Annotated in this window: 22 protein-coding genes and 1 pseudogene; 9 read left to right on the top strand and 14 right to left on the bottom strand. The window is 73.0% G+C overall.

The genetic code is table 11. The annotated features are described in order from the left end of the window. Nucleotides 1–93: 93 nt before the first annotated feature. The 4 genes from D9598_RS03745 (at nucleotide 94) to D9598_RS03730 (ending at nucleotide 4,619) form a co-directional block, all read left to right on the top strand. Nucleotides 94–1,101, top strand: coding sequence for a D-cysteine desulfhydrase (locus D9598_RS03745; protein WP_198365076.1), 1,008 nt, complete (start codon nucleotides 94–96; stop codon nucleotides 1,099–1,101). 81 nt (nucleotides 1,102–1,182) lie between these two features. Continuing rightward, nucleotides 1,183–2,052, top strand: a complete 870-nt coding sequence (locus tag D9598_RS03740; protein ID WP_198365075.1) for a branched-chain amino acid aminotransferase — start codon at nucleotides 1,183–1,185, stop codon at nucleotides 2,050–2,052. Nucleotides 2,053–2,058: 6 nt separating this feature from the next. Beyond that, complete coding sequence (locus tag D9598_RS03735) at nucleotides 2,059–2,853, top strand: RluA family pseudouridine synthase (protein WP_198365074.1); 795 nt, start codon at nucleotides 2,059–2,061, stop codon at nucleotides 2,851–2,853. Continuing rightward, complete coding sequence (locus D9598_RS03730; protein ID WP_370591928.1) at nucleotides 2,850–4,619, top strand: chloride channel protein; 1,770 nt, start codon at nucleotides 2,850–2,852, stop codon at nucleotides 4,617–4,619. The genes D9598_RS03735 and D9598_RS03730 overlap by 4 nt, the downstream gene beginning before the upstream one ends. Before the next feature lie 18 nt (nucleotides 4,620–4,637). Here the strand turns inward: D9598_RS03730 and D9598_RS03725 are convergent, their stop codons facing one another. Continuing rightward, nucleotides 4,638–5,756, bottom strand: coding sequence for a 2-aminoethylphosphonate--pyruvate transaminase (locus D9598_RS03725; RefSeq protein WP_198365073.1), 1,119 nt, complete (start codon nucleotides 5,754–5,756; stop codon nucleotides 4,638–4,640). A gap of 206 nt (nucleotides 5,757–5,962) precedes the next feature. Then, nucleotides 5,963–6,577: a DUF1194 domain-containing protein gene (locus tag D9598_RS03720; RefSeq protein WP_232476891.1), complete on the bottom strand. Its 615-nt coding sequence runs from the start codon at nucleotides 6,575–6,577 to the stop codon at nucleotides 5,963–5,965. Nucleotides 6,578–6,783: 206 nt separating this feature from the next. Between D9598_RS03720 and D9598_RS03715 the strand changes: the two genes are divergently transcribed. From D9598_RS03715 to D9598_RS03705, 3 genes are all read left to right on the top strand, one after another. Beyond that, nucleotides 6,784–7,302 (top strand): YetF domain-containing protein, encoded by a 519-nt coding sequence (locus D9598_RS03715; protein WP_198365071.1) that lies wholly within the window; start codon nucleotides 6,784–6,786, stop codon nucleotides 7,300–7,302. 220 nt (nucleotides 7,303–7,522) lie between these two features. Beyond that, a complete protein-coding gene (locus D9598_RS03710) occupies nucleotides 7,523–8,215 on the top strand; it encodes an exopolysaccharide biosynthesis protein (protein ID WP_232476890.1) in 693 nt (230 codons plus the stop codon). 102 nt (nucleotides 8,216–8,317) lie between these two features. Beyond that, entirely contained in the window at nucleotides 8,318–8,716 is a 399-nt protein-coding gene (locus D9598_RS03705) for an energy transducer TonB (protein WP_198365070.1), read from the top strand. Nucleotides 8,717–8,754: 38 nt separating this feature from the next. Here the strand turns inward: D9598_RS03705 and D9598_RS03700 are convergent, their stop codons facing one another. The 7 genes and pseudogenes from D9598_RS03700 to D9598_RS21565 form a co-directional block, all read right to left on the bottom strand. Then, the gene (locus D9598_RS03700) at nucleotides 8,755–9,285 is read right to left on the bottom strand and encodes a chromate transporter (RefSeq protein WP_198365069.1); all 531 of its coding nucleotides are present in this window, start codon (nucleotides 9,283–9,285) and stop codon (nucleotides 8,755–8,757) included. Continuing rightward, nucleotides 9,282–9,854, bottom strand: a complete 573-nt coding sequence (locus tag D9598_RS03695; RefSeq protein WP_198365068.1) for a chromate transporter — start codon at nucleotides 9,852–9,854, stop codon at nucleotides 9,282–9,284. The genes D9598_RS03700 and D9598_RS03695 overlap by 4 nt, the downstream gene beginning before the upstream one ends. 76 nt (nucleotides 9,855–9,930) lie before the next feature. Further along, nucleotides 9,931–10,509 carry a cob(I)yrinic acid a,c-diamide adenosyltransferase gene (locus D9598_RS03690; protein ID WP_198365067.1) on the bottom strand — a complete coding sequence of 193 codons (579 nt, stop codon included), beginning with the start codon at nucleotides 10,507–10,509 and terminating at the stop codon, nucleotides 9,931–9,933. A 25-nt stretch (nucleotides 10,510–10,534) separates the two neighbouring features. Further along, a complete protein-coding gene (locus D9598_RS03685; protein WP_198365066.1) occupies nucleotides 10,535–11,422 on the bottom strand; it encodes a cation diffusion facilitator family transporter in 888 nt (295 codons plus the stop codon). Nucleotides 11,423–11,634: 212 nt separating this feature from the next. Beyond that, nucleotides 11,635–15,150: a methionine synthase gene (gene metH / locus D9598_RS03680; protein ID WP_198365065.1), complete on the bottom strand. Its 3,516-nt coding sequence runs from the start codon at nucleotides 15,148–15,150 to the stop codon at nucleotides 11,635–11,637. 15 nt (nucleotides 15,151–15,165) lie between these two features. Next, nucleotides 15,166–16,125, bottom strand: a complete 960-nt coding sequence (locus D9598_RS03675; RefSeq protein ID WP_198365553.1) for a metalloregulator ArsR/SmtB family transcription factor — start codon at nucleotides 16,123–16,125, stop codon at nucleotides 15,166–15,168. 109 nt (nucleotides 16,126–16,234) lie between these two features. Beyond that, a pseudogene (locus D9598_RS21565) lies at nucleotides 16,235–16,399 on the bottom strand (ABC transporter substrate-binding protein); the annotation flags it as partial. Between the two features lie 544 nt (nucleotides 16,400–16,943). Here D9598_RS21565 and D9598_RS03665 point away from each other — a divergent pair. Both D9598_RS03665 and D9598_RS03660 read left to right on the top strand, forming a co-directional pair. Beyond that, complete coding sequence (locus D9598_RS03665) at nucleotides 16,944–17,309, top strand: hypothetical protein (RefSeq protein ID WP_198365063.1); 366 nt, start codon at nucleotides 16,944–16,946, stop codon at nucleotides 17,307–17,309. 19 nt (nucleotides 17,310–17,328) lie between these two features. After that, nucleotides 17,329–19,173 (top strand): AsmA family protein, encoded by a 1,845-nt coding sequence (locus D9598_RS03660; RefSeq protein WP_198365062.1) that lies wholly within the window; start codon nucleotides 17,329–17,331, stop codon nucleotides 19,171–19,173. A 113-nt stretch (nucleotides 19,174–19,286) separates the two neighbouring features. Here the strand turns inward: D9598_RS03660 and D9598_RS03655 are convergent, their stop codons facing one another. The 5 genes from D9598_RS03655 to D9598_RS03635 all read right to left on the bottom strand — a co-directional run bounded on the left by D9598_RS03655 (nucleotide 19,287) and on the right by D9598_RS03635 (nucleotide 24,984). Then, the gene (locus tag D9598_RS03655) at nucleotides 19,287–20,390 is read right to left on the bottom strand and encodes an SMP-30/gluconolactonase/LRE family protein (RefSeq protein ID WP_198365061.1); all 1,104 of its coding nucleotides are present in this window, start codon (nucleotides 20,388–20,390) and stop codon (nucleotides 19,287–19,289) included. A gap of 129 nt (nucleotides 20,391–20,519) precedes the next feature. After that, on the bottom strand, nucleotides 20,520–21,653 hold the full coding sequence (locus tag D9598_RS03650) for a mechanosensitive ion channel family protein (RefSeq protein WP_198365060.1): 1,134 nt from the start codon (nucleotides 21,651–21,653) through the stop codon (nucleotides 20,520–20,522). A gap of 97 nt (nucleotides 21,654–21,750) precedes the next feature. After that, nucleotides 21,751–22,266 (bottom strand): GNAT family N-acetyltransferase, encoded by a 516-nt coding sequence (locus D9598_RS03645; RefSeq protein ID WP_198365059.1) that lies wholly within the window; start codon nucleotides 22,264–22,266, stop codon nucleotides 21,751–21,753. 99 nt (nucleotides 22,267–22,365) lie between these two features. Continuing rightward, nucleotides 22,366–23,829, bottom strand: coding sequence for an esterase-like activity of phytase family protein (locus D9598_RS03640; protein WP_198365058.1), 1,464 nt, complete (start codon nucleotides 23,827–23,829; stop codon nucleotides 22,366–22,368). Nucleotides 23,830–23,952: 123 nt separating this feature from the next. Beyond that, complete coding sequence (locus tag D9598_RS03635) at nucleotides 23,953–24,984, bottom strand: YihY/virulence factor BrkB family protein (RefSeq protein WP_198365057.1); 1,032 nt, start codon at nucleotides 24,982–24,984, stop codon at nucleotides 23,953–23,955. Nucleotides 24,985–25,081: the final 97 nt, after the last annotated feature.

Raw genomic sequence — 25,081 nt, 5'->3', positions numbered from 1 at the left:
CGCCGGCGGCGGCGCGCATCCGCGCGGCGGTTGCCAATCCGCCGCCCGGCCCGGACAATCGCCGCAAGGGCACCGCCCGCACGGAGGAAAGTCATGAATCTCGGCCGCTTCCCGCGCATCCGCCTCGGCCACCTGCCGACGCCGCTCGAGCCCATGGAACGCCTCACGCGCCACCTCGGCGGGCCGAGGCTCTGGATCAAGCGCGACGACTGCACCGGCCTCTCCACCGGCGGCAACAAGACCCGCAAGCTGGAATTCCTGGTAGCCGAGGCGCTCGCCCAGGGCGCCGACACCGTCATCACCCAGGGCGCGACGCAGTCCAACCACGCCCGGCAGACGGCGGCGGCGGCGGCCAGGCTCGGCCTCGCCTGCCACATCCTGCTGGAGGACCGCACCGGCTCGACCGACCCGGCCTACACGCGGTCGGGCAATGTGCTGCTCGACCGGCTGCATGGCGCCGGGATCTCCCACCGCGCCGGCGGCGCCGACATGCAGGCGGAGATGGAGGCCCTGGCCGCCGAGCTGCGCGCGGCCGGGCGCCGGCCCTATGTCATCCCCGGCGGCGGCTCCAACCCGGTGGGCGCGCTGGGCTATGTCAACGCCGCGCTGGAGCTGGTGAACCAGGCCGCCGAGGCCGGGCTGCGCATCGACCACGTGGTGCATGCCACCGGCAGCGCCGGCACCCAGGCCGGGCTGGTCACGGGGCTGGTGGCGCTGAACAGCGGCATCCCGGTGCTGGGCATCGGCGTCCGCGCCCCGCGCGAGCGGCAGGAGGCCAATGTGCTGGCCCTGGCGCGGCGCACCGCGGCCCATCTCGGCCTGCCGGAGGAGACGCTGCGCGCGGAGCATGTGGTGGCCAACTGCGACTATGTCGGCCAGGGCTACGGCGTGCCGACGGAGGGCATGGTCGAGGCGGTGCGGCTGCTGGCCGAGCAGGAGGGCATCCTGCTCGACCCGGTCTATTCCGGAAAGGGCATGGCCGGGCTGATCGACCTGATCGGCAAGGGCCATTTCGGCCGGGACGAGAATGTGGTCTTCCTGCACACCGGCGGCGCCGTCGGGCTGTTCGGCTATCCGGCGACCTTCGGCGCGGCGGGCTGAGGCGCCCGCCCTTCAAAGCCGGCGGCGCCCGTGCCAGTCTGGCGCCGCGTTCTCTCCCGCGACCGACGAAGGATCATCCCCATGGCAGGCATCTTCTGGCACGACGGCAAGTGGCTGACCGAGGAGCCGAAGGTGCTTGGCCCGATGGACCACGCCTTCTGGCTCGGCTCGGTGATCTTCGACGGCGCCCGCGCCATCCGCGGCCTGGTGCCCGACCTCGACCTGCACTGCCAGCGCGCCGTGCGCAGCGCCGAGGCGATGATGATGAAGCCGACGCTCCCCGCCGACGCGATCGAGGCGCTGTGCCGCGAGGGCGTGGCGCGCCTGCCGGCCGATGCCGAGCTCTACATCCGGCCGATGTTCTTCGTCCGCCGCGGCATCGGCGCCGCCTTCCCCGACCCGGAAAGCACCGAGTTCATCCTCTCGATCTATGAGGCGCCGCTGCCCGATCCCGCCAAGGGCTTCACCGCCTGCCTGGTGCCGCTGCGCCGCCCGGCGCCCGACATGGCGCCGACCAACGCCAAGGCCTCGTGCCTCTACCCGAACTCCTCCCGCGCCGCCGCCGCCGCGCGCGACAAGGGCTTCGACATGGCGGTGATGCGCGACTTCGAGGGCAATGTCGCCGAGTTCGCCACCTCCAACCTGATGCTGGCGAAGGACGGGGTGGTCCTGACGCCGAAGGCCAACGGCACCTTCCTGGCCGGCGTCACCCGCCACCGCGTCCTGACCCTGCTGCGCGAGGCCGGAATCGAGGCGCGCGAGGCGGTGGTGACGCCGCAGATGCTGCACGAGGCGGACGAGATCTTCTCGACCGGCAATTTCGGCAAGGTGCAGTACTGCACCAATTTCGAGGGGCGCGCCCTGCCGGCCGGGCCGCTCGGCCAGAAGGCGCGGCAGCTCTACTTCGACTGGGCCGAGCGCACCAGCCGGCTGCTGCCCCGGGCCGCCTGACGCGGCATGGCCAGGGGCGGCCGCCCGGCCTTCCATCCTGCCCCCCGCCGGGTGTCCCGCGAGGCCGCCCCCGGCGGGGCCCGCCCCGCCGCCGCGTCCCCTCCCCTGGCCCCTCCCCTGGTCCCTCCCCTGGCCCTCCCCCCCATCCTGCTGTGCCGCGACGATGTGCTGGTCATCGACAAGCCGGCCGGGCTGCCGGTGCATGCCGGGCCACGCGGCGGCCCGAGCCTGGAGGACCTGCTGCCGTTTCTCGCGCCGGGCCGGAAGCGCCCGCCGCAGCCCGCCCACCGCCTGGACACCGACACCGCCGGCTGCCTGGTGCTGGGCCGCACCCGGCCTGCCCTGGCCGGCTTAGGGGCGATCTTCGCCCAGGGGCGGGCGCGCAAGACCTACTGGGCCATCGTCGCCGGCGGCCCGGCGGCCCGGTCCGGGCGCATCGACGCGCCGCTGCGCAAGGTCAGCTCCGCCGCCGCCGGTTGGCGGATGGAGGCGCACCCCGAGGGCCAGCCGGCCCTGACCCGCTGGCGCGTGAGAGGCCGCGGGACGGGCGCCGGCGGGGATCTCGCCTGGCTGGAACTGCGGCCGGAGACCGGGCGCACCCACCAGCTCCGCGTCCATTGCGCCAGCCAGGGCTGGCCGATCCTGGGCGATCCCGTCTACGGCAGGCCGCATCCGGCGGGGCTGCACCTGCTGGCCCGCGCCATCGCCCTGCCGCTCGACCCGCCGCTGGAGGTCACCGCCCCGGTCCCCGCCGCGCTGCGTCCCGCCTTCGCCGCCTGCGGCTGGACGGAGGCGGCGTGAGGCTGCTGCCCCGCAGGCTGCTGGAGCGCCGGGGCCCGCGCTCCTTCCGCGAGCGGGTGCGGCAGAGCGAGATCGGCATCATCCTGCTCGGCGTGCTGGCCGGGCTGGTCAGCGGCCTGCTGGCCGCCGGGCTCGGCCATGCCGCGCGGCTGCTGCACACCGCCTTCTTCGGCCCCGAGGGGCGGCACGGCCTCAGCGCGCTGCGCGAGGCCGCGCCGCTGGCCCTGCTGCTGGTCCCCGCCGGGGGCGGGCTGCTGCTCGGCCTGCTCGGCCTCGCCCTGGCGCGCTGGCGGCCGCGCGCGCCGATCGACCCGATCGAGGCCAATGCGCTGCATGGCGGCCGCATGTCGATGAACGATGCCGCCGTGGTGGCCGGGCAGACCCTGCTCTCCAACGGCTTCGGCGCCTCGGTCGGGCTGGAGGCGGCCTATACGCAGATGGGCGGCGGCCTCGCCTCGCATCTCGGGCGGGAGTTCCGCCTGCGGCGCGGCGACCTGCGGCTGATGGTCGGCTGCGGCGCCGCGGGCGCCATCGCCGCCGCCTTCAGCGCGCCGCTGACCGGCGCCTTCTACGCCTTCGAGCTGGTGATCGGCAGCTATGCCATCGCCCATCTGGCGCCGGTGCTGGGCGCCGCCGTGGCCGGGGCGCTGGTGGCGGAGCTGCTCGGCGGCGGCACGCCGGTGCTGAACGCCGCCGGCCTGTCGCCGCTCGACTGGAACAACGGCCTGCTCTCCCTGGCGATCGGCCTGCTCTGCGGCCTGGCCGGCATCGCGCTGATGCGCGGCGTGACCTATGCCGAGGCCGGGATGCGCCGCCTGATGCCCTGGGCGCCGCTGCGCCCGGCGGTGGGCGGCCTGCTGGTCGGCGCCCTGGCGCTGATCACCCCGGCCGTGCTCTCCGCCGGCCATGGCGCGCTGCACCTGACGCTGGTGGTGGAGGGCGACGCCCTGCCGCTGCTGGGGCTGCTGCTGCTGAAGGCCACGGCCTCGGCCATCTCGATCGGCGCCGGCTTCCGCGGCGGCCTGTTCTTCGCCTCGCTGCTGCTCGGCGCGCTGCTCGGCAAGCTGGCGGCGGTGCCGATGGCGATGGCGGGCATCGTCACGGACCCGCTGCTCGCCGCCCTGGTCGGCATGAGCGCCTTCGGCGCCGCGGTGATCGGCGCCCCGCTGGCCATGAGCTTCATGGCGCTGGAGACCACGCGCGATTTCAACATCACCGGGGTGGTGCTGATGGCGGTCATCGTCTCCGCCGTCACGGTGCGGCGTCTCTTCGGCTATTCCTTCGCCACCTGGCGCTTCCACCTGCGTGGCGAGGCGATCCGCAGCGCGCACGACATCGGCTGGCTGCGCGATCTCTCGGTGGGCCGGCTGATGCGGCGCGATGTCCGCACCGTGCGCGACGACACCCGCCTCTCCGCCTTCCGCCGCGACTTCCCGCTCGGCGCCACGACGCATGTCGTGGCCCTTGACGCCGCCGGGCGCTACGCCGGGCTGATCCTGGTGGCCGAGGCGCATGGCAGCGAGCTGGCGCCGGAGGAGCCGGTGGCGCGGCTGCTGCACTTCCGCGACCAGGTGCTGCTGCCCGCCTGGAACGCCAAGGAGGCGATGGCGGTGTTCGACGCGGCCGATGCCGAGGCGCTCGCCGTCGTCGACCAGCGCGACACCTCGCGCGTCGTCGGCCTGCTCACGGTCGCCTTCCTGCTCCGCCGGTACAGCGAGGAGCTGGACAAGCGGCGGCAGGACGAGACCGGGATGCCGGCGGTCTGAGGCCGGAGCGGCGCCGCCTCAGGCGGCGTCGCGGCGCAGCGCGCCCATCTCCTCCAGGGCGCCGCGCATGGCGCCGAGGGCGAAGCGCATCTCGTCCGGCCCGACATGGCCGATGCAGCCGATGCGCATGGTGGGCGCGCCGGTGTTGAAGAAGTTGCTGATCAGCACGCCGCGCCGCTTCAGCGCGTCGACGAAGCCCTGCAGCGTGAAGCCCGGTGCCTCCGGCTGGTGGAACAGGGCGATGATCGGGCCCTGGTCCTTCCAGTCGAGATAGGGCCGCAGCCCCAGGGCGCGCGCGCCCTCGTGGAGGATGCGGCAGTTCTCGCGGTAGCGGGCGAGGCGCGCCGGCTGGCCGCCCTCGGCCAGGAAGATGTCGAGCGCGACACCGAAGGCGTGCAGCGCCTGCACCGGCGGCGTGAAGCGGAAGCTGCCCCAGCCGCTGCGCAGCGCGTGGGCATAGATGTCGGCGAGGTCGAAGGACCAGGAGCCGGCCTGGCCGGCCGCCGCCTCCACCCGGTCGATCGGGCAGATGGCGAAGCCGATGCCCGGCAGCCCCTCGATGCACTTGTTCGAGGTGAAGACCACCGCATCCACCTCGGGCTGCGCCTTCAGGTCGAAGGGCAGCGCGCCGAAGGCCGAGACGGCGTCCACCAGCATCCGCCGCCCGGCCGCGCGCACCACGGCGCCGATCGCCGGCACGTCGTTGACGATGCCGCTGCCGGTCTCGGAATAGACCACGCCGACATGGGTGATGGCGGGATCGGCCGCCAGGGCCGCGGCCACCGCCGCCGGCGGCACGCCCTGGGTGTCGGGCGCCGGCAGCGTCACCACCTGCCGCCCGGCCTCGCGCGCCAGCCGCGCCATGCGCTCGGCATAGGCGCCGTTCATCGGGATCAGGATCCGGCCGGTTCCGGGCGGGACGAAGGTGCGCAGCGCCGCCTCGGTGATGAAATGGCCGGCGCCCTGCAGCGGCAGGCAGGCGTGGCGCCCGGCCTCGCCGCCCGCCAGGTCCCGGACCTTGTCGCGAATGGCGGCGTATTCGGGCGCGAAGTCACGGTCCCAGGGGGCGATGTCGACCGCCATGGCGGCCCGCACTTCGGGGCGGGTCTGCACGGGGCCGGGGATCAACAGCAGCATGTGGACGGTTCCTGACGCACTCTTCGGTAAAGGCCGCCCGGAAGCCGCCCGGGCTTCCCTTCTCCCGGTCCGCGCCTCTGCACAAACAGCCGACCGCAGGCTGCACCGCCGCCCGGGGAAAGGAAACCCCCGCCGGGGGCGCCACAGCCCTGCGCGGGCCGCAAAAATTCTGACGGCGCCATCAACGGGATTGATGCCTCCCGGCCTCAGGCGATCAGCCCGCCGCCGATCTCGCGCCGCAGCTTGCGGCGGATCGCCTCGGCGAAGTCGGCATAGTCGGCGCAGCTCATGGCGAAGGCGCCGGGGCCGCCGATCACCTCGGCCTCGTAATGCGCCAGCAGGTCGGGCTCCTCGTTCAGCACCGCCAGCGCGTTGAAGGTGACGCCCGCCGCCACGCCGAGATCGCGCACCGGGCCGGGCGCGCGGCCCAGATTGTGCCGCCCGTCGCCCGAGACATCGAGCACCAGCCGCGCCGCCTCGGCCGGGCAGCGCCCGAGCAGCGCCAGCCCCGCCGCCATGCCCGGGCCGAGGCCGGTGGCGCCGGGCTGCGGCAGGCGCGGCGCGTTCTCGATCGCCGCCGCCAGCGCCGCCGCGGCCTCGCCGCCGTCGATCCGCCGCCAGGACACGGCCACGTCCTGCGCGGCCGACCAGAACAGCACCGCCACCGCCACCGCGCCGCGCGGCCCGGCGGCGCAGGCGGCGGCGATGTCGGGCTCGCGAAAGGCGCCCGCCAGGCCGCCGATCATCAGGCCGAACTCGTCGAAATCGACGCTGGCCGAGACATCGACGGCGAGGCCAAGGGCCAGGTCCACGGGCTGCATGAGCTCCTCCCTCCTCATCGGGGGCGCCCCCATCGGGGACGCCATCAGGCCCGGAGACCGGCCAGGGCGCAAGGCGGGCAAAAATCGGGTCCGGACCTGAACCATCCGCGGCGAGGCCCGTTCTGCCCGCAACGGCGAGGCGCCGCGCTTTCCCCGCCGGGGAGGACGCCATCCCCGTCCTGCCCACAATCCGCGGGAGTTGACCGGTGTTCTTCGATTCCTGGACCGGACTGGCCCGCGTGCTGGTCGTCGGCACCCTGGCCTACGCGGCCCTGGTGCTGTTGCTGCGCACCTCCGGCAAGCGCACCTTGGCGAAGCTCAACGCCTTCGACCTGGTCGTCACCGTGGCGCTGGGCTCCATCCTGGCCACGGTCCTGCTGACCAAGTCGGTGGCGCTGCTGGAGGGCATCCTGGCCATCATCCTCCTGGCGGGGCTGCAGTTCGGGGTGGCCTGGCTCTCGGTGCGCTCGCCGCGATTCGATGCGCTGGTCAAGTCCGAGCCGGTCCTGTTGCTGCACCAGGGCCGCTTCCTCGACAGGGCGCTGCGGGCCCAGCGGGTGACACGGGAGGATGTCCTGGCCGCCCTGCGCGGGCAGGGCCTGGCGCGGGCGGAGCAGGCCGCCGCCGTGGTGCTGGAGACGGAGGGCACGCTGAGCGTCGTGCCCGCCGAGCGCCTGCCGGAGGCGGAGCCCCTGCCCGGCGTGAAGCGGCCTCCGGCCAGCTGAGCGGCGGCCGGTCCGGCGCCGCCCATTGATCCCGCCCGCCGCGTCCTCATCTCGAAGGCCGTGCCGTGCCGCTTCCGGGCCCGGTCCTTCCGCGCCCCGTGGCTTTCCTTTGCCTCGGTGCCGGAAAGCTGCTCCCTTGCCCCGTGCCGCCCCGGACGGCGCGCGGGGGCGGCGCGTGGGGAATGGGCGGCGGGCGGCACGTGCGTGACAGCGAGGCTGAATGATGGATGGAACTGCCGGTGCTTCCGCGCCACACGTCGCACCGGGCGAGGCCAGGCTGAATCCCGCCCCGGACCACACGCCCCCCCTGCCGGGGGATGTCCACGCCCCGATCACGCGCATCATCGCCGAGGTGGCGGCGACCTTCCCGGGCGAGCGCATCAGCCTGGGCGAGATGGCCGAGGCCTTCGGCGACCGCGCCTTCGGCCTGCTGATCCTGCTGCTCTGCCTGCCCAGCCTGCTGCCCGGCATGGCCAGCGTCTTCGGCCTGCCGATGCTGATCCTGGGCGTGCAGATGGGGCTCGGGCGGCATGTGCCGGTGCTGCCCCGCTTCCTGGCCGACCGCACGGTGAAGCGGACCGATCTGCTGCGCCTCGCCTCGGCCTCGGGCAAGGGGCTGCGGCTGGTCGAGAAGGTGGTGCGGCCGCGGCCGGGCTGGTTCACCGGCCCGGCGGGAGACCGGCTGGTCGGCTGGTCCACCGCGCTCGCCGCCCTGATGCTGATCCTGCCCGGCCCCGGCACCAACGGGCCGCCCGCCTTCGGCACCATCGTCATGGCGCTGGGCGTGGTGGAGCAGGATAACCGGGTGGTCGGGCTGGGGCTGGGGCTGACCCTGGCGGGCTGCCTCTTCGCCCTCTGCGTGCTGGGCGCGCTCGCCTGGTTCGGCGTTCGCGCGCTGGGGCTGATGTTCTGAGGCTCCGAGGAACCGGCCCCGGGAACGGTCCGGGGCAACCGGGCATGGCTTTGCGGCAGGCCTGGGCCTGGCTATCATCGCCTTCTCAACCGGGAGCTGATGATGCGCCGAGGATTGATCGCCCTCTCCCTGCTGATCCTGGCCGGCTGCGCGGCATCAGGGCCGTTGACCCCGGCACAGCGCGCCGAACTCGCCACCTGGCATGGCGCGGTGGTGCGCAAGCTGAACGAGAAGCGCTACTACCCACGGGACCCGGACCGGAACCCGATGCTGGTGCCGGAGGGGCGGGTGCTGGTGAAATTCAGCGTCCACCGTGACGGGCGCCTCTATACGCCGAGGGTGGTGGAGGGGTCCGGCAGCCCGCTGCTCGATGCCGCCGCCCTCACCACCGTCCTGAACACCAGCCCGCTGCCGCCGCCGCCGGACTTCGCGCTGGAGGGCGGGGACCACCTCTCCCTGCAGGTGCCGATCGTCTACAGGACGCCCCGCTTCGGCGGCTGAGGCCACCTCCCGTTCCACCCCCGGCCTCACCTCCGGCCCTACCCCTGGCCGATGCCGCTCAGCCCGAACAGCGCGCCGCCCGCCAGCAGCCAGAGCGGATGCAGCCGCGTGGTCAGCGCCGCCAGGGCCACCGCGCCGGTCACGGCGCCCAGCGCCCAGTCCCGCACCGAGGCCTCGGTGATCAGCACGGCGCTGGCCGCCACGAGCCCCGCCGTCATCGGCGCCAGACCGGCCTGCGCGACCTTGCGCCAGGGGCGGTCGCGGAAGCGGTCCCACACCCCCAGCACCAGGGCGGTGACCAGGGAGGAAGGGCCGAACTTGGCCAGGGTGGCGACCAGCAGGCCGGGCCAGCCCGCCACCTGCCAGCCGACCAGCGTCACCACCATCATGTTCGGCCCCGGCGCCGCCTGGGCCAGGGCGAAGAGGGCGGTGAAGTCGCGCGCCGACATCCAGCCGTGCACCTCCACCACCTGCCGCTGCATCTCGGGCAGAATGGTGTTGCCGCCGCCGAAGGCCAGCAGCGAGAGCTGGGTGAAGATCAGGGCCAGGGCGAGGAGCGTGCCGGTCATGCCGCGCGCCCCGCTTCCTTCCGGCGCCCCGCCCACCAGGTGGCCAGGATGCCGAGCGGCGCCAGCACCAGGATGGTCGGCAGCAGCGGCAGGCGCAGCACCGCGATGGCCAGGAAGAACAGCCCCGCGATGACCATGGGCACCGCCCTGCCCCAGATCGGTCGGGCGATCTTCACCGCCGTGGCGATCAGCAGCCCCGCGGCGGCGGCGGCGAGGCCGGCGAAGAGATGGCGCAGCGTCGGGTGGTCCTGGAAGCGGGCATAGAGGCTGCCCAGGCCGATGACGATGGCGCTGGGCGCCAGGATCAGCCCCAGCAGCGCCACCACCGCCCCCCGCGCGCCCTGGAAGCGGAGCCCCACGGCGACCGACATGTTGATGATGTTGCCGCCGGGCAGGAACTGGCAGAGGCCGAGCAGGTCGGTGAACCCGGCCTCGCTGAGCCAGCGCCGCCGCTCCACCATCATGGCCCGCGCCATGGGCAGGACGCCGCCGAAGCCGGTCAGCCCGAGCAGCAGGAAGCCCGTGAACAGCTCCGACAGGCCCGGCCGGCGCAATCCGGCATCCTGCATCGCGTATCCCCCCGATCGCCTCGCCGCGGCCAGGATCGCCGTGCCGGCGCGGCGCGCAAGGGGCGAAGCGCGCGGGTCAGGCCTCTCCGCCCGGCGTGGCCCCGCCGCCGGGTACCCAGAGCACGTCGCCCCCCGCGTTCAGGGCGCGCGACAGCACGAAGAGATGATCCGACAGGCGGTTGAGGTAGCGGATGGCGACGGGGTTCACCGCCTCGGCGGCGGCCAGGGCGACGGCGGCGCGCTCGGCCCGGCGGGCCAGCGTCCGCGCCAGATGCGCGTGCGCCGCGGCCGGGGTGCCGCCGGGCAGCACGAAGGAGCGCAGCGGCGGCAGCCCGGCATTCATCGCCGCCAGCTCGGCCTCCAGCCGGGCACACTGGGCATCCGTCACCCGCAGCCGCGGCCGCTCCGCCGCCTCGCCGCCGCCGGGCACGCAGAGATCGGCGCCGAGATCGAAGAGATCGTTCTGGATGCGGGCCAGCATGGCGTCCGGCCCGCCCTCCGTGTGCAGGCGGAGCAGGCCGATCGCCGCATTGGCCTCGTCCACCGTGCCGATCGCCTCGATTCGCGCCGAATCCTTGGCCACGCGGCTGCCGTCGCCGAGCGAGGTCTGGCCGCCATCGCCGCCGCGCGTGGTGATCACATCCAGCCGCACCATCCCCGCCTCCCTTGCCGCCGCGCGTTCAGAGGACCAGCACCCCCTGGTGCTTGGCCTTCATCTCCGGCTCCACATGGATGGTGATGATGGCGGCGCCAAGCTCGGATTTCAGCGCCGCCTCCACCCGGTCGCAGATCTCGTGCGCCTCGGCCACCCGCATCTCGCCGGGAACGACAAGATGGAACTCGACGAAGGTGGTGCGGCCGGAATGGCGGGTGCGCAGGTCATGCGCCTCGATCGCCCCCATCGCCTCGCGCGAGACCAGCTCGCGGATCCGGTTCAGCAGGCCCGGCTCCACCGCCTCGTCCATCAGCCCGCCGACGCTCTCGCGCAGCAGGCGGAAGCCCGAGACGAGGATGTTCAGCGCCGTCAGCGCCGCCAGCAGCGGGTCCAGCCAGAGCAGGCCGGTGGCGGCCACCGCGCCGACGCCGAGGATCACCCCGCCCGAGGTCACCACATCGGCCAGCAGGTGCCGCGCATCGGCCAGCAGGGCGGGCGAGCGCATCTCGCGCCCGGCGCGGAACAGCACTCGCGACCAGGCGGCGTTGATCACCGTGGCCAGGGCGGAGATCGCCAGGCCGATCCCGACCGCCTCCGGCGGGTGGGGGTTCCGCCAGGCACCCCAGGCCTCGTTCAGGATCAGCAGGGCGGCGACGACGATCAGCACCCCCTCCAGCACGGCGGAGAAATACTCCGCCTTGGCATGGCCGTAGGGGTGGTTGGCATCGGGAGGCTGGGCGGAGAGGGTGACGGCGACCAAAGCCGCGCCCGCCGCCGCCACGTTGACGATGGATTCCAGCGCATCGGCCAGCAGGGCGACGCTGCCCGTCAGCCACCAGGCGAGGCCCTTCAGGCCCAGGACGCCAAGGCCCACGATCACGCTGCCCGCCGCGAGCCTCACCGCCCGGTCCATGCCATCCTTCTCCCGCCGCGCTCCGGCGCCTTCCGACGCGAATGTCCCCGGCCCGGGCGATCCCCCCGGCCGGCGTCCCGCTCTAGGCCACGGGGCCGCCGGAGAGGCAACCGGAAATTCGGAGATTCCTGCGCCGCGTCAGAGGGATGGCCGCAGCCGCGCCGACAGGATCAAGCCCCGGCTTCATTCTGGGGAAGCCGGGTCTCCGGGCATCAGACCGAGAAGTATTTCGCGCGCGGATGGTGCAGCACGATGGCGCTGGTCGACTGCTCCGGGTGCAACTGCCACTCGTCGCTGATCGAGACGCCGATGCGCTCCGCCTCCAGCAGCCGCAGCAGCGGCGCCTGGTCCTCGAGCCGCGGACAGGCCGGGTAGCCGAAGGAATAGCGCCCGCCGCGATAGGACTGCGCCAGCATCTTCTCCATGTCGCGGTCGTCCTCCCCGGCATAGCCGAGCTCGGCGCGGATGCGCTTGTGGACGTATTCGGCCATGGCCTCCGCCATCTCCACCGACAGGCCGTGCAGGTAGAGATAGTCCTGGTAGCGATTGCCCTCGAACCAGTCACGGGCGATGTCGCTGGCCTTCTGGCCGACGGTGACGACCTGCAGGCCGATCACGTCGCGCGCCTCCGGCCCGTCGCCGATGTCGCGGATGAAGTCGGCGATGCACTCGCCATCCTGCTTCGGCTGGCGCGGCAGGGTGAAGCGGCAGGCCTCGGTGACGCCGTCCTCCTCGAACAGGATGACGTCATTGCCCTGCCCGGCGCATTTCCAGTAGCCGTAGATGGCCTGGGGGGCGAGGATCCTCTCCTGCTCCGCCAGCGCCAGCATGCGCTTCAGCACCGGCCGCAATTCCTGCTTCGCCCAGCCGATGAAGTCGTCGAGCGAGCGGCCCTGCTTCCGGAAGCCCCACTGGAACTGGTACAGGCTGCGCTCGTTGATGAAGGGCACGATGGCGCGGGGGTCGGCCTGCAGGACGCGGCTGCCCCAGAAGGGCGGCCGGGGCACCGCCTCGTCGGCGGTCATGCGGCGGCGGCGCTCCTCGGCATAGGCGAGATCGACGGGGGCGAAGCCGCGCGGGTCGGCCTGCCCCAGCACCCGCGCCGTGTTCCTCGACTTGCCGGCCCGCTTCTGCTGCAGCGAGGCGAGATAGGCGTCGAAGTCGCTGCCCATCACGCGGTCCATCAGGTGCAGCCCGTCGAAGGCGTCGCGCGCATAGGCGACGCGGCCGCCGGGGCTCTCGCCCACCGCATAGGCGCGCACGCAGTCATCCTCGACGAAGTTGCGGGTCAGCGCGGCGCCGCCCAGCAGAACGGGCAGGTCGAGCCCCTGCCGCGCCATCTCCTCGAGGTTCTCCTTCATCACCACGGTGGACTTCACCAGCAGGCCGGACATGCCGATGGCATGCGCCCGGTGCGCGCGCACCGCGGCGACCATGTCGTTCAGCGGCACCTTGATGCCGAGGTTGACCACCTTGTAGCCGTTGTTGGTCAGGATGATGTCGACCAGGTTCTTGCCGATGTCGTGCACGTCGCCCTTCACCGTGGCGAGGACGATGGTGCCCTTCTCCTGCCCCTCGATCTTCTCCATGTGCGGCTCGAGGTAGGCGACAGCCGCCTTCATGGTTTCCGCGCTCTGCAGCACGAAGGGCAGCTGCATCTTGCCGGAGCCGAACAGCTCGCCCACCACCTTCATGCCGTCGAGCAGGATGGTGTTGATGATGTCGAGCGGCTTGATGCCCTTGTCGAGCGCGTCCTGCAGCTCCTCGTCCAGCCCCTTGCGGTCGCCGTCGATGATGCGGTCCTTCAGCCGGCCTTCGACCGTCTCGGCCTTCACCTTCTTGGCGGCATCCGCCGCCTTGCGGCCGGCGAAGATCTCGAGCAGCTTCTGCAGCGGGTCGTAGCCCTCGGCGCGGCGGTCGAAGATCAGGTCCTCGGCGACCTTCACCTCCTCGGGCGGGATGCTGTGCAGCGGCTTGATCTTGCTGACATGCACGATGGCGCCGGTCATGCCCGCCTTCACCGCGTGGTCGAGGAACACGCTGTTCAGCACATGCCGCGCCGCCGGGTTCAGGCCGAAGGAGATGTTGGACAGGCCGAGGATGATCTGGATGTCGGGGAACTTCTCGCGGATCAGGCGGATGCCCTCCAACGTCCATTGCCCGAGCTTGCGGTCGTCCTCGTTGCCGGTCGCGATGGTGAAGGTCAGCGGATCGATCAGCAGGTCGCTCTGCGGCAGGCCATGCTTGTTGCAGGCGAAATCCACCAGGCGCTCGGCGATGCGCAGCTTGTCCTCCGGCGTCTTCGCCATGCCCACCTCGTCGATGGTGAGCGCGATGACGGCGGCGCCGAACTTCCTGGCCAGCACCAGCCGGTCGGTCGCGTGGCCCTCGCCATCCTCGAAGTTGATCGAGTTGATGATCGGCTTGCCGCCATGCAGCTTCAGCGCGCTCTCGATCACCGGCGTCTCGGTGGAATCGATCACCAGCGGCGCGTTGACGCTGCCGGTGAAGCGGCGGACCACCTCGTCCATCTCGGCGCGCTCGTCGCGGCCGACGAAGGCGGTGCAGATATCGAGGGAGTTGGAGCCCTCCCCCACCTGCTCGCGCCCGATGGAGACGCAGGCATCCCAGTCATGCGCCGCCTGCCGCTCGCGCCACGCCTTGGAGCCATTGGCGTTGCAGCGCTCGCCGATGGAGAAATAGGCGTTCTCCTGCCGCAGCGTCGTCGCGCCGTAGAGGCTGGCGACGGCGGGCACCCAGTGGACGCTGCGCCGCACCGGCGCGGGGCGGAAGCGGCCGCCATCGACCCGCCGCAGCATGGCGTCCAGCGCCTGGATATGCGGGATGGAGGTGCCGCAGCAGCCGCCCACCAGGTTGACGCCGTCCTCGCTGACGAAACGCTCCATCCACACCGCCATCTCCTCGGCGGCGAGCGGGTAGTGCGTCCGGCCATCGACCAGTTCGGGCAGGCCGGCATTGGGCTGCACCGAGATCAGGCCGGGCCAGTTCTGCGACAGGTAGCGGACGTGCTCGGCCATCTCCTGCGGCCCGGTCGCGCAGTTCAGGCCGATCAGCGGCACGTCGAGCGCCTGCACCACCGTGGTCGCGGCGGCGATGTCGCTGCCCACCAGCAGCGTGCCGGTGGTCTCGACCGTCACCTGCACGAAGACGGGGATCTCGCTGCCCGCCTCGCGCCGCGCGATCCTGGCGGCGTTGACGGCGGCCTTGATGAACAGCGTGTCCTGGTTGGTCTCGGTCAGCAGCGCGTCGGCGCCGCCGGCGATCAGGCCGCGGCACTGCTCGGTGAGCGCCGCCTCCAGCGTGTCGTAGTCGATATGGCCGAGGGAGGGCAGCTTGGTGCCCGGGCCGATATCGCCGATCACCCAGCGGTCGCGGCCATCGGCGAAGCTCTCCGCCGCCTCGCGCGCCAGTTCGACCGAGAGCCGGTTGATCTCGAAGGCGCGGGCGCCGAGCTCGAACTCCTCCAGCGTGATGGGCGAGCCGCCGAAGGAGTTGGTCAGCACCATGTCGGAGCCGGCCTCGTAGTAGCCGCGATGGATGTCGCGCACGAGGTCGGGGCGCGAGAGGTTCAGCACCTCGGTGCAGTTCTCCTTGCCCCAATAGTCCTTCTCGACATCGAGGGTCAGCGCCTGCACGCGCGAGCCCATGCCGCCGTCACACAGCAGGACGCGGTCGCGCAGGGCTTGGAGCAGGGGCGGACGGGCCATGGGCAGGGCCTTCCTTCAGAGTGTCAGGGTGGATTCGGAGAGGGCGGCGAGCGGAACGGCGAGGCGGCGCGCCGGCCAGATGCGGACCTGGAGGTCGTCCGGCCCCGGCAGGGTGGTGGCCGGCAGGGGCGCGCAGCCGGCGGCGCCGAGCCAGCCCGCCATGCCGGCATCGTCGAAGCCGGGCCAGAGATGCGCCATGCCGGCGAGCAACTCGCCCCGGCCATGCGGCGCCAGGTCGATGACCAGCAGCAGGCCGCCGGGGCGCAGCAGCCGCGCCGCCTCGGCCAGCGCCGCCGCCGGGTCCTCGGCATAATGCAGCACCATCTGCAGCGTGGCGGCGTCGAAGCCGGCATCGGGCAGCGGCAGGCGGTACATGTCGGCCAGCCGGACGGAGGCATTGCCGATGCCGCGCTCGGCCAGGCGGGCGCGGGCCAGGGCCAGCATGTCGCGGCTGGCATCGAGGCCGAGCACCGCCCGGGCGCGCGGCGCCGTCACCTCCAGCAGGCGGCCCGTGCCGGTGCCGATATCGGCCAGCCGGTCGAGCCGCTCCGGCAGCAGCCGCAGCAGCGCCGCCTCGATCGCCGCGGCGGGAAGGCCGAGGGCGCGCATCTCGTCCCAGTCGGCGCCATCGCGGCGGAAGGCCTCCGAGGCCTCGCGGGCGCGCTCGGCGGCGATGCGGGCGCTGGCGCGGCGGTCGGCGGCGATGGTCGGGTCATCCTCCGGCAGCCGAGCCAGGATCTGCCGGGCGAGGTCGGCCTCGGGCGCCAGCTGGACATAGACATTGGCGCCCTCGGGCAGCCGCTCCAGCAACCCGGCCTCGACCAGCAGCTTCAGGTGGCGGGACAGGCGGGGCTGGGACTGGCCGAGGATGGCGCACAGCTCGGACACACAGAAGGCGCCGCGGGCGCAGAGGGCCAGCAGGCGCAGGCGGGTCGGTTCGGCGGCGGCGCGCAGTTGCGCCAGCAGGGGCTCCATGGGCTGCGGATGACATAAAGATATCCTTATGTCCAGCCTCATGGCGGACCGCCCTGCTGGCCCGAGGCCTGGAAAGCGGGGATTGGACACGCCCCCGCCAGGCGCCGCATCACCCGCGCGCGAGGTTCCAGAAGACCGGGAAGCCGTCCAGCATGCCCGTCAGCTCCTTGCGGTGCGCGGTGGCGTAGAAATACTGGCCGAGCGGGATGTAGGGCACATCCTGGAAGGCGTGGAGCTGCAATTCGCCGGCGATGCGCTGCTGGCTGGCGAGGTCCGCCAGCGCACCGTCTCCCGCAGGCCCACCACGCGCGGGGAGGCGGCGAGCTGCCGCGACAGGATCTCGGCGGCGCCGGGCCGGCCGAGCGGAACAGAGGCGACGTAGCGCGCGGCGATGCCGGGCGGCAGGCCGACGGGCCGCGCCAGCCCCTCGAGCCAGCGGGTCTCCTCCACCGGGTCGCGCGCGCGGTCCCACAGCGCCTCGACATGCACGGAGCCGACCACGCCCTGCCCCTCCATGTCGGAGCGCAGCTCGGCGAGGCCGTAGTCGCGCCGCAGGTAGGCGACGTCGCCGAGCGCCGCGACGCCCGCGCCGGTGATCCAGGGATGCCGGCCGAGCGACAGATCCCAGAGATGGTGGTGGGCGTCGATGATCGGGCCGGAATAGGACATGGCTGGAAGGGAGCGGTGCCGGTTGCGGAGGGCATCATGGCACCGGGCCCCGGGCCTGTCTCCCCGGGACGCCATGCGCCGGCCGGGCGTGGGGGGCCGATGACGCCCGGGCTTGCCGTGCGGTTCCCCGCATCCCCATCTTGCGCGCCATGGCCTGGTCCCTCGATGCCCGCATCCCCGTCCGCCTGCTGGACGTGCCCGACGCGCCGCCGGGCGCCGTGGTGCTGGCCGAGGATGGCGCCGGCCTGCCGCCGGCCCCCGCGCGGGTCGAGCCTTTCGCCGCGCCGGTGCTGGCCGCCGCCGCCCACCCTGCGGGTTGCCTGTGCTGCCAGCCGCGCAGCTCCGTGGCCCTGGCGCTCGACCGTCTCTTCCAGGCGCGGCTGCGCGGCCAGCTTCCCTGGTTCGACGGTGTCGTCGCCGTGACCCGCAGCGCCGCCGGGCGTGCCGCCATCCTGGCCGCGCTGGAACAGGACAGCGTGACCACCGCCCGCTTCCGGCTGGCGGCCGGGCCCTGATCGGGTCAGGCTGCGTGGCATGACACGCGCCCTCCGCTGGCTGGCCTGGAGTCTGTGCGGCCTCGCCCTGCTGCTGGCCGCCGCCATCCTGCTGCTCGGGCGGGTCGATCTTGCCCCGCTGGCCGCGCGCTGGGCCACGGCCCGGCTCGGCCGCCCGGTCAGCGTGGCGGCGCTGCATGTCAGCCCCGGCCGCTGGGTGACGCTGCGGCTGGAGGGGCTGCGGCTGGCCAATCTTCCCGGCGGCAGCCGCCCCGAGATGCTGGCGCTCGACGGGCTGACGGCCGAGGTCGAAGCGCTCTCCCTCCTTGGCGGCGCGCCGCGGCTGCGGCGGCTGGAGGCCGAGGGGCTGCGGCTGATCCTCGAGCGCGAGGCCGGCGGCCGCAAGAACTGGAAGTTCGGCGAGGCGGAGAACGCCACCGCCGCCGACGCCACCGATACGGGCCGCGCCGGCTTCCCGACGCTGCTCGATGCCCGGCTGCGCGATATCGCCATCACCTTCCGCACCAGCGGCGGCGCCCTGCTGCGCACCGAGCTGGACGCCGTGGCGCTCGCCGCCGCCGATGCCGCCGCGCCGGTCCGCCTCACCGCCGAGGGGCGCTACAACGACGTGCCGGTGGCGCTGGAGGGCGACCTCGCCTCCTTCGACGCCCTGCGCGACACGGCGGCCCCCTTCCCCGCGGCGCTGCGGCTGCGGGCGGGGGAGGAGACCTGGCTGCGCTTCCAGGGCGGCATGACCGACCCGCTGAACCTGGACGGCGCCGAGGGGGCGCTCAGCCTGGAGGCGCCGGCGCTGGACACGCTGCTCCGCATCGCCGGGCTGGAGGCGGCCGAGAAGGGCGCCCCGGCGCTGCGGCTGGCCGGCAACCTCCTGCACCAGGGCGCGCTCTGGCGGCTCGACGGCATCACCGGCGCGCTGGGCGAGGCGGCGATCGCGGGGCGCCGCCTGGTCCTGCGGGAAGGGGCCGACGGCCAGGCGGACGCCATCGAGGCGGCGCTGGATTTCGGCCATCTCGACCTCGACGCCCTGCTCGACCGCCGGCACAGCGGCGGCACGGCGGCGGACCTGACCCTGGCGGTGGACCAGGCACCCGATACCGTGGTGCAGGCCGAGCTGACGGCCGAGCGGCTCGATTTCGGCGCCCTCCGCGCCACCGAGGCGCGGCTCGCCGCCGCGCTGGCGCCGGGGCGGATCACGGTGGAGCAGCTCGCCCTCACCTATCTCGGCGGCCGCATCACCGCCGAGGGCGCGGTCGAGACCGGCCATATCCAGGCCGGCACCGAGGCCAGCGGCCTGCAGATCAAGGCGGTGCGCCGCGCCCTCGGCCTCGGCGCCCTGCCGCTCTCGGGCCGTGTGGACGGGCGCTTCGCCGTGCAGGCACGCGGCCGCACGCTGAAGGCGGCGGCGAGCACGGCCCATGCCTCGGCGGTGATCGCCATGCGGGGCGGGCAGGTGCAGCGGCGGCTGCTGGAGATCGCCTCGCTCGACCTGCGCAGCCTGTTCCGCGCCGCCGAGGGCGGCAGCCCGATCGCCTGCCTGATCGCCGTGGTGGACCTCCGTGGCGGCGAGGCCACGGTGGCGCCGCTGCGGCTCCGCGCCCGCGAGGGCACCATCGCCGGCAATGGCAGCATCGACCTGCGGCGGCGGCAGATGGACATGATCATCGGCAGCCAGCGCGACACCACCGGCAGCCTGGCGCTCGACATCCCGGTGCGGGTCAGCGGCAGCATCGACGATCCGCAGATCCGCCCCGCCCGCTGGTCCGCCGAGGGGCGCGCCCTGCTGGCGGCGCCCGACGTGGTGAACCGCCTGCTGCCGGAGCTGCGCCCCTTCGCGCGGCGCAACCCCTGCCTGACGCCGCGCTAGAGCAGATCCCGATCCGGTGGAACCACCGGATCGGGTGAAGATGCTCGCAAAAACAAACGCTCCAGGGCGCGCCCCGCCTCCCCTGGCGCCTTCCCCGGCCGGGCTCCGGCGCCTCAGCAGAAATGCGCGCCGCGCGTCTCCACCGGCACCATGTAGAGCGACTGGCCGGCGGTCATGAACAGCCGGTTGCGCCGGGTGCCGCCGAAGCAGAGGTTGGCGCAGATCTCGGGCAGCCTGATCAGCCCGATGCGCTGCCCGTCGGGGGCGAAGACATGCACCCCGTCATAGCCGTCCCCCACCCAGCCGGCGCCGACCCAAAGGTTGCCGCTCTCGTCGCAGCGGATGCCGTCCGCCATGCCGGTGCGGCCGTCCATCTCCATGGAGCAGAAGGTGCGGGGGTCGCGCAGGCCGGTGCCGTCCACCCCGAAGGCCCAGACGATGCTCTTCGCCTCCGGGTAGTGCGACAGGCCGGTATCGGCCACGTAGAGGGTCCGGTAGTCCGGGCTGAAGCAGAGGCCGTTCGGCTTGTAGGGCGCGTCCGTGACCTTGGCGACCGCGCCGCTGGCGGGGTCGATGCGGTAGACCGCCTCCTTGATCAGCGGGCGCGGCGAGGTCGCCGCCTCGGGCAGGCGATTGCCCTCGTAGTCCATCAGCGCGCCATAGCCGGGATCGGTGAACCAGATGCCGCCATCGGCCGGATGCACCACCACGTCGTTCGGCGCGTTGAACGGCCCGTCCGGCCCGCGCGCGGCGAGCACGGTGAGCCCGCCCTCGGGCTCGTAGCGCACCACGTCGCGGTGGAAATGCCGGCAGGCGATCTGCCGCCCCTCGCGGTCGAAGGTGTTGCCGTTGGAGTAGCCGGAGGGGCTGCGGAAGCGGCGGGAGACGTGCAGATCCTCCTCGGTCAGCCGCAGGCATTCGTCGTTCGGGATATCGGACCAGACCAGGAAGCGGCCGGTGGCGTGCCAGGCCGGACCCTCGGCCCAGCCCATGCCGGTCCAGACACGGCGGATGGCGCTGTTGCCGAGCCGCGCGGTGAAGCGCTTCGGGTCCAGCGCCACGATGTCGGCGTCGGGGTAGCGCATGGGGGGCGCGCCCCGCCCGTAGTCGCGCGGCGGAGCCTGCTGCGCGGCGGCCGGATGGATCAGGGCAGCGGCGGGGGCGGCGGCGGTGCCGAGCAGCAGGCGGCGGGACAGATCGCGGGACAGATGCGACATTCTTTCGGTTCTCCCTGCGGCCGGGCTCTTCCGGCCCGGCGCGGCGGGAGAATGGCACGGGCGCCGCGCCCTGCCTGCCCTCCCGGGCGGGCGGCGCGGCGCCCGTCGGGAAAGTGATGGCGCGCCGGCCTATTGCGCCGGCACCGCCTCCTGCCGCGGCGCGATCCAGGAGGCATCCGCCGGCAGCCGGTCGATCTCGGCCCGCTGGCGCGGCAGGGCGCCGGGATGCTGCGCCTGCAGCCAGCCGATCATCTGCTCCCGCACCTCGCAGCGCAGATCGAAGGCGCGGCCGGCGGAGCTGGCGCTGGCCAGCATGCGCACCTCCATGGTGGCCGGCTTGAAGTCCGTCACCTGCAGCACGACCACCCGGCCGTCCCAGTTGCGCGAGGCGCGGACGATCTCCTCCAGCCGCCGCCGCATGGCCTCCAGCGGTGCCGTGTAGTCGGTGTAGAGGAAGACCGTGCCGATCAGCGAGGAATTCTCGCGCGTCCAGTTCTGGAACGGCTTCTCGATGAAGTAGCTGAGCGGCAGCACCATCCGCCGCCAGTCCCACAGCCGCACCACGACATAGGTGCTGGTGATCTCCTCGACATTGCCCCACTCGCCCTCGACGATCACCGCGTCCTCCAGCCGGATCGGCTGGGTGACGGCGAGCTGGATGCCGGCGATCAGGTTCTTCAGCAGCGGCTGCAGCGCCAGGCCGACCACCAGGCCGGCGGCGCCGGCGGAGGCGAGCAGCGAGACGCCATACTGCCGCACCCCGTCGAAGGTCATCAGCGCCGCCGCGGCGGTGACGGTGACGATCAGGATGGCGGCGATGCGCTGCAGGATGCGCGACTGCGTGGTGTGCTTGCGCGCCAGCAGGTTGTCCTCGGAATCGAGCTTGAAGCGGCGCAGATAGACGGTGGTCCAGATGTGCAGCGCCGTCCGCGCCACCCAGCCCACCAGGCAGATGAAGCAGATCGCCAGGACGTGGCGCATGATGCTGGCCTGGGCCCCGTCGAGCGGCGCGATGCTGGCGCCGATGGACAGGGCGGGGATGATGAGCGCCAGGCGCGTCGGCCCCTCGGTGCGCGCCACCAGGGAACGCCAGAACAGGTCCCGCTCCCGCACCAGCCGGGTGATGAGGCGGTAGAGCACGCGGTGCGCCAGCAGCGCCAGCAGCACCGTGACGGCCAGGACGCCCAGGCTCACCAGCCAGTCGGGCGCCCAGCCCAGCGAGGCCACGACCTCGCGCGCGGTGGTGTCGATATCCTCGATCAACGGCCGCTCCTTCTCGATCTCCCCTTTGAATGCGCTGCAGCACGAGGCGTTTCCACCCCGGCTGACAGGTCTGTGAAGGCCGGAAGGTCAGTCTTTGTCAGGGAAGCGTCTTGTCGCCGGGGCCCAGGCTGCGCTGCATATGCAGCACGTCGAGCCAGCGGCCGAACTTCCAGCCCGCCCCCCGCAGCATGCCGACCTGGCGGAAGCCGAGCGAGAGATGCAGGCCGATGGAGCCGACATTCTCCGAATCGGCGATCACCGCCACCATCTGCCGGAAGCCGGCCCGCTCGGCCCGCTCCAGCAGGGCGGCGACCAGCGTCTTGCCGAGGCCCTGGCCGTGCACGTCGTGCCGCACATGGATCGAATCCTGCGCCGTGTAGCGGTAGGTGGGCGCCTCGCCGAGCGGGGTGAAGTGGCAATAGCCCAGCACCTCCCCCTGCTCCTCGGCCACCAGCCAGGCGCAGCCGCTCTCCTGCACCCGCGCCAGCCGCGCCGCCATCTCCTCCGGGGTGGGCGGCACCTCCTCGAAGGTGCCGGTGCCGGTCAGCACATGATGCGCGTAGATGGCGGTGATGGCCGGCAGATCGGCGGGGGTGGCGTCGCGCAAGGGCATCCCGGCTCTCCTATCGCGGGGCCGCGGGCCGGCCCTCTCCCCCTCAGGGGTTAGTCGGGCCCCGCCCCGCCCGCAAGGGCGGGGGAGGCGGGCCGCCCTTCAACGCGCGTTCAGCAGGGCCGGGACATGCAGCAGCACCACCTCATTGTCGTCGGCCCGCGCCAGGTGGCGGCCGGCGCTGAACGGCAGATTGTTGTCATTGGCCAGGATGATGTGCTCGGCATCCACCATCGCCACGTTCTCGATGGTGAAGAAGGGGAAGGCGAAGCGCTCCGCCGCCGCGTCGGCGGCGCGGTCGCCGCGCTGCCGGGCCAGCCCCTCGGGGTCGCGGATGTCGAGCAGGTCGATATGGGCCAGCTTCTTCACGAAACCTTCGGCATCCGGCGCGCCGAGATCGACCAGCGTGACGCGCTTGACCCGCGCCGGATCGGGGAAGCAGCGCGGCGGGGTGCCGGGATGGCCCGCCTGCCCTCCCGCCTGCCCTCCCGCCGGGGGACAGGCCAGCGAGGCATCGCCCTCGCCATTGTCGCGCTCGATGACCAGGGCGCGGCGCTCGTCGATGAAGTTGAAATCGCCGATCGCCGTGGCGCCCTCGGTCAGGCGCAGCTTCAGGCTGCGGCCGGTCCAGTCGCCCTTCGCCGTGTCGAATTCCATCATGCGCAGGAAGGCGCCCTCGGCCCGGTCGGTGCCGGCGACGAAGAGCGGCTGCTCCAGCAGCGCCCAGAGGCGGCCGCCATCCGGCGTCATCGCCATGCCCTCATAGCCGCCGGAGCGGCGGACGCGGAAGGCGGTGCCGGCCACCGGGGTGGCGCCGGTGGCCAGCGCCGGGTGGTCGGGGCTGCGCAGCACCTCGCCGTCCAGCCTCGTCTCGACCACGCGGCGGACGCGGCCGGCGGCATCGACCTGCAGCAGGAAGGGACCGAACTCCTCGCCGATCCAGAAGCCGCTCCCGTCCGGGATGGGCTGGATGCTCTCCGGGTCGAAATCGGCGCCGGTCAGGTAGCGCGCCTCGGTGCCCTCATGGGCGATGCGGAAGGGCACGCGGCGGTCGGGGTCGGAGAGGAAGACGGTCCGCTCCACCGCCACCTGGCCGGTGGCGAAGTCCGGGCGGATCTTGCGGAAGGCCAGCAGCGCGTCGCCGCTGTTGCGCTTGTTGCCGAAGCCGTTGTCGGTCAGCACCCAGTAGGCGCCGGGCTCGCCGGCCACCGGCTTGATGCCGGAGAAGCCCTGCACCGGCTGGCCGATGAAGGGCAGGCTGATCCCGGTGGGGCGGCCGGTGGGCGCGGGGCCGGTGGTGCCGGGCAGGCTGCCCGGCCGGTCCTGCCGCGCGGCGGCGGTGAACTTGCCGGAGATCAGCGCGTCCCGCGGCGCGTCGGCCGGCGGCAGTTCCAGGGTGAGGGCCGGCAGGATGGCATGGCCGGCGAGCCGGGCCTCGACCTTGCGGTCCGGGGCCTGAGGCTGGGCCTGAGTCTGGGCCTGTGTCTGGGCCTGGGCCTGGGCCTGGGCCTGGGCGGAGGTGGCGAGGCCGATCAGGGCCGTCGCGGCGAGCAGCAGCGCGCGCATGGGGCGAATCTCCAGCGGGGTCGATGGAGGCCGCTGTTAGGCGCGCGCGATTGCAGGCGTTTGACGCTTTCGTGACCAGCCAGTGACGGCGCGGGCCCGGCGCGATGCCCTGCCCGCCGCGGCTCAGCCGCGCGCCACGGTATCGGCCATCCGCGCGCCGCGCCGGCCGAGGCGCTCGTCTGGCCCGGTCGTGGTGTCGCGCGCCGTCTGGTGCTCCATCTCGGCGTTCAGCTCGGCGCCCACCAGCACGACGATGGCGGAGAGCCAGATCCAGGTCATGAAGCCGATCACGGCGCCGAGGGAGCCGTAGGTCGCATCGTAGTTGCCGAAGCGGCTGACATAGAGCGAGAAGCCGGCGGAGATCGCTACCCAGCCGAGGGCCGCGAAGGCGCCGCCCCAGCTCACCCAGCGCCACCGCGCGCGCTCCCGGCTCGGCCCGAAGCGGTAGAGCACGGCCAGCAGACCGGTGATGACCAGCAGCAGGATCGGCCAGCGCGACAGGCGCAGGATCCACTCGGTGGTGCTCTCCAGCCCGACGAAGGCCAGCACGATGGGCAGCACCACCACGGCGGTCATGGCCAGCATGATGAAGAACAGCGCGCCCAGGGTGAAGCAGAGGGTCATCACCGTCAGCCGGACGAAGCTGCGCTTCTCCTTCTCCTCATAGACCACGTTCAGCGCGTCGAACATCGCCTTGGTGCCCTGGTTCGAGCTCCAGAGCGCGATCAGCAGGCCGAGGATGGCGCTGAAGCCCAGCGAGGTGGCGCCCCCGGAGGTCAGGCGGCTCAGCTGCTCGTCCAGGATCCGCATGCCGCCCTCGGGGATCAGCCCGCTCAGCATGCTGAGGTGCTGCGAGACGGTCAGCGGATCGGCGAAGAGGCCGTAGATCGAGACCAGGGCGGTCAGCGCCGGGAAGATCGAGAGCAGGGCGTAGAAGGTGATGCCCGCCGCCTCGGTCATCAGTCGGTCCTCGTTCGCCTGCAGGATCGTGCGCTTGAGGATGCTCCACCAGCCGCGCGCCGGAATCTCGGTCGGGCGGTTGGCCCGCACGCCGCCGCCGGGGGCCAGACGCCGCGGCGCCTCGCGGGCGCTGCGGCCTTCCTTGATCGCTTCCAGCGCGGCGCGCATCTGGTCCGGATCGGTCGAGTTCAGCATCGGCGTTGGTCCTGGGGGCGGTTGGAACGCTCGGAGGGTTCACCTCAGCAACGATGCAGGCGGGCCAGGGTTCCGTTCAAGGTTGCGTTGCAGCGAA

Source organism: Roseomonas sp. KE0001, from assembly GCF_016107285.1.
Classification (GTDB): domain Bacteria; phylum Pseudomonadota; class Alphaproteobacteria; order Acetobacterales; family Acetobacteraceae; genus Pseudoroseomonas.
Note: the sequence above shows the minus strand (reverse complement) of the source record. Positions and strands in the feature narration are given on the sequence as shown.

What these genes read in the sequence shown, in the direction of transcription:
- D9598_RS03665 (WP_198365063.1), top strand. Translation starts at nt 16,944, where the DNA reads ATGGCCTGGTCCCTCGATGCCCGCATCCCCGTCCGCCTGCTGGACGTG.
- D9598_RS03725 (WP_198365073.1), bottom strand. Translation starts at nt 5,756, where the DNA reads ATGCTGCTGTTGATCCCCGGCCCCGTGCAGACCCGCCCCGAAGTGCGG.
- D9598_RS03675 (WP_198365553.1), bottom strand. Translation starts at nt 16,125, where the DNA reads ATGGAGCCCCTGCTGGCGCAACTGCGCGCCGCCGCCGAACCGACCCGC.
- metH (WP_198365065.1), bottom strand. Translation starts at nt 15,150, where the DNA reads ATGGCCCGTCCGCCCCTGCTCCAAGCCCTGCGCGACCGCGTCCTGCTG.
- D9598_RS03735 (WP_198365074.1), top strand. Translation starts at nt 2,059, where the DNA reads ATGGCCAGGGGCGGCCGCCCGGCCTTCCATCCTGCCCCCCGCCGGGTG.
- D9598_RS03685 (WP_198365066.1), bottom strand. Translation starts at nt 11,422, where the DNA reads ATGGACCGGGCGGTGAGGCTCGCGGCGGGCAGCGTGATCGTGGGCCTT.
- D9598_RS03660 (WP_198365062.1), top strand. Translation starts at nt 17,329, where the DNA reads ATGACACGCGCCCTCCGCTGGCTGGCCTGGAGTCTGTGCGGCCTCGCC.
- D9598_RS03655 (WP_198365061.1), bottom strand. Translation starts at nt 20,390, where the DNA reads ATGTCGCATCTGTCCCGCGATCTGTCCCGCCGCCTGCTGCTCGGCACC.
- D9598_RS03700 (WP_198365069.1), bottom strand. Translation starts at nt 9,285, where the DNA reads ATGACCGGCACGCTCCTCGCCCTGGCCCTGATCTTCACCCAGCTCTCG.
- D9598_RS03710 (WP_232476890.1), top strand. Translation starts at nt 7,523, where the DNA reads ATGATGGATGGAACTGCCGGTGCTTCCGCGCCACACGTCGCACCGGGC.
- D9598_RS03640 (WP_198365058.1), bottom strand. Translation starts at nt 23,829, where the DNA reads ATGCGCGCGCTGCTGCTCGCCGCGACGGCCCTGATCGGCCTCGCCACC.
- D9598_RS03690 (WP_198365067.1), bottom strand. Translation starts at nt 10,509, where the DNA reads ATGGTGCGGCTGGATGTGATCACCACGCGCGGCGGCGATGGCGGCCAG.
- D9598_RS03695 (WP_198365068.1), bottom strand. Translation starts at nt 9,854, where the DNA reads ATGCAGGATGCCGGATTGCGCCGGCCGGGCCTGTCGGAGCTGTTCACG.
- D9598_RS03720 (WP_232476891.1), bottom strand. Translation starts at nt 6,577, where the DNA reads ATGCAGCCCGTGGACCTGGCCCTTGGCCTCGCCGTCGATGTCTCGGCC.
- D9598_RS03635 (WP_198365057.1), bottom strand. Translation starts at nt 24,984, where the DNA reads ATGCTGAACTCGACCGATCCGGACCAGATGCGCGCCGCGCTGGAAGCG.
- D9598_RS03740 (WP_198365075.1), top strand. Translation starts at nt 1,183, where the DNA reads ATGGCAGGCATCTTCTGGCACGACGGCAAGTGGCTGACCGAGGAGCCG.
- D9598_RS03645 (WP_198365059.1), bottom strand. Translation starts at nt 22,266, where the DNA reads ATGCCCTTGCGCGACGCCACCCCCGCCGATCTGCCGGCCATCACCGCC.
- D9598_RS03705 (WP_198365070.1), top strand. Translation starts at nt 8,318, where the DNA reads ATGCGCCGAGGATTGATCGCCCTCTCCCTGCTGATCCTGGCCGGCTGC.
- D9598_RS03745 (WP_198365076.1), top strand. Translation starts at nt 94, where the DNA reads ATGAATCTCGGCCGCTTCCCGCGCATCCGCCTCGGCCACCTGCCGACG.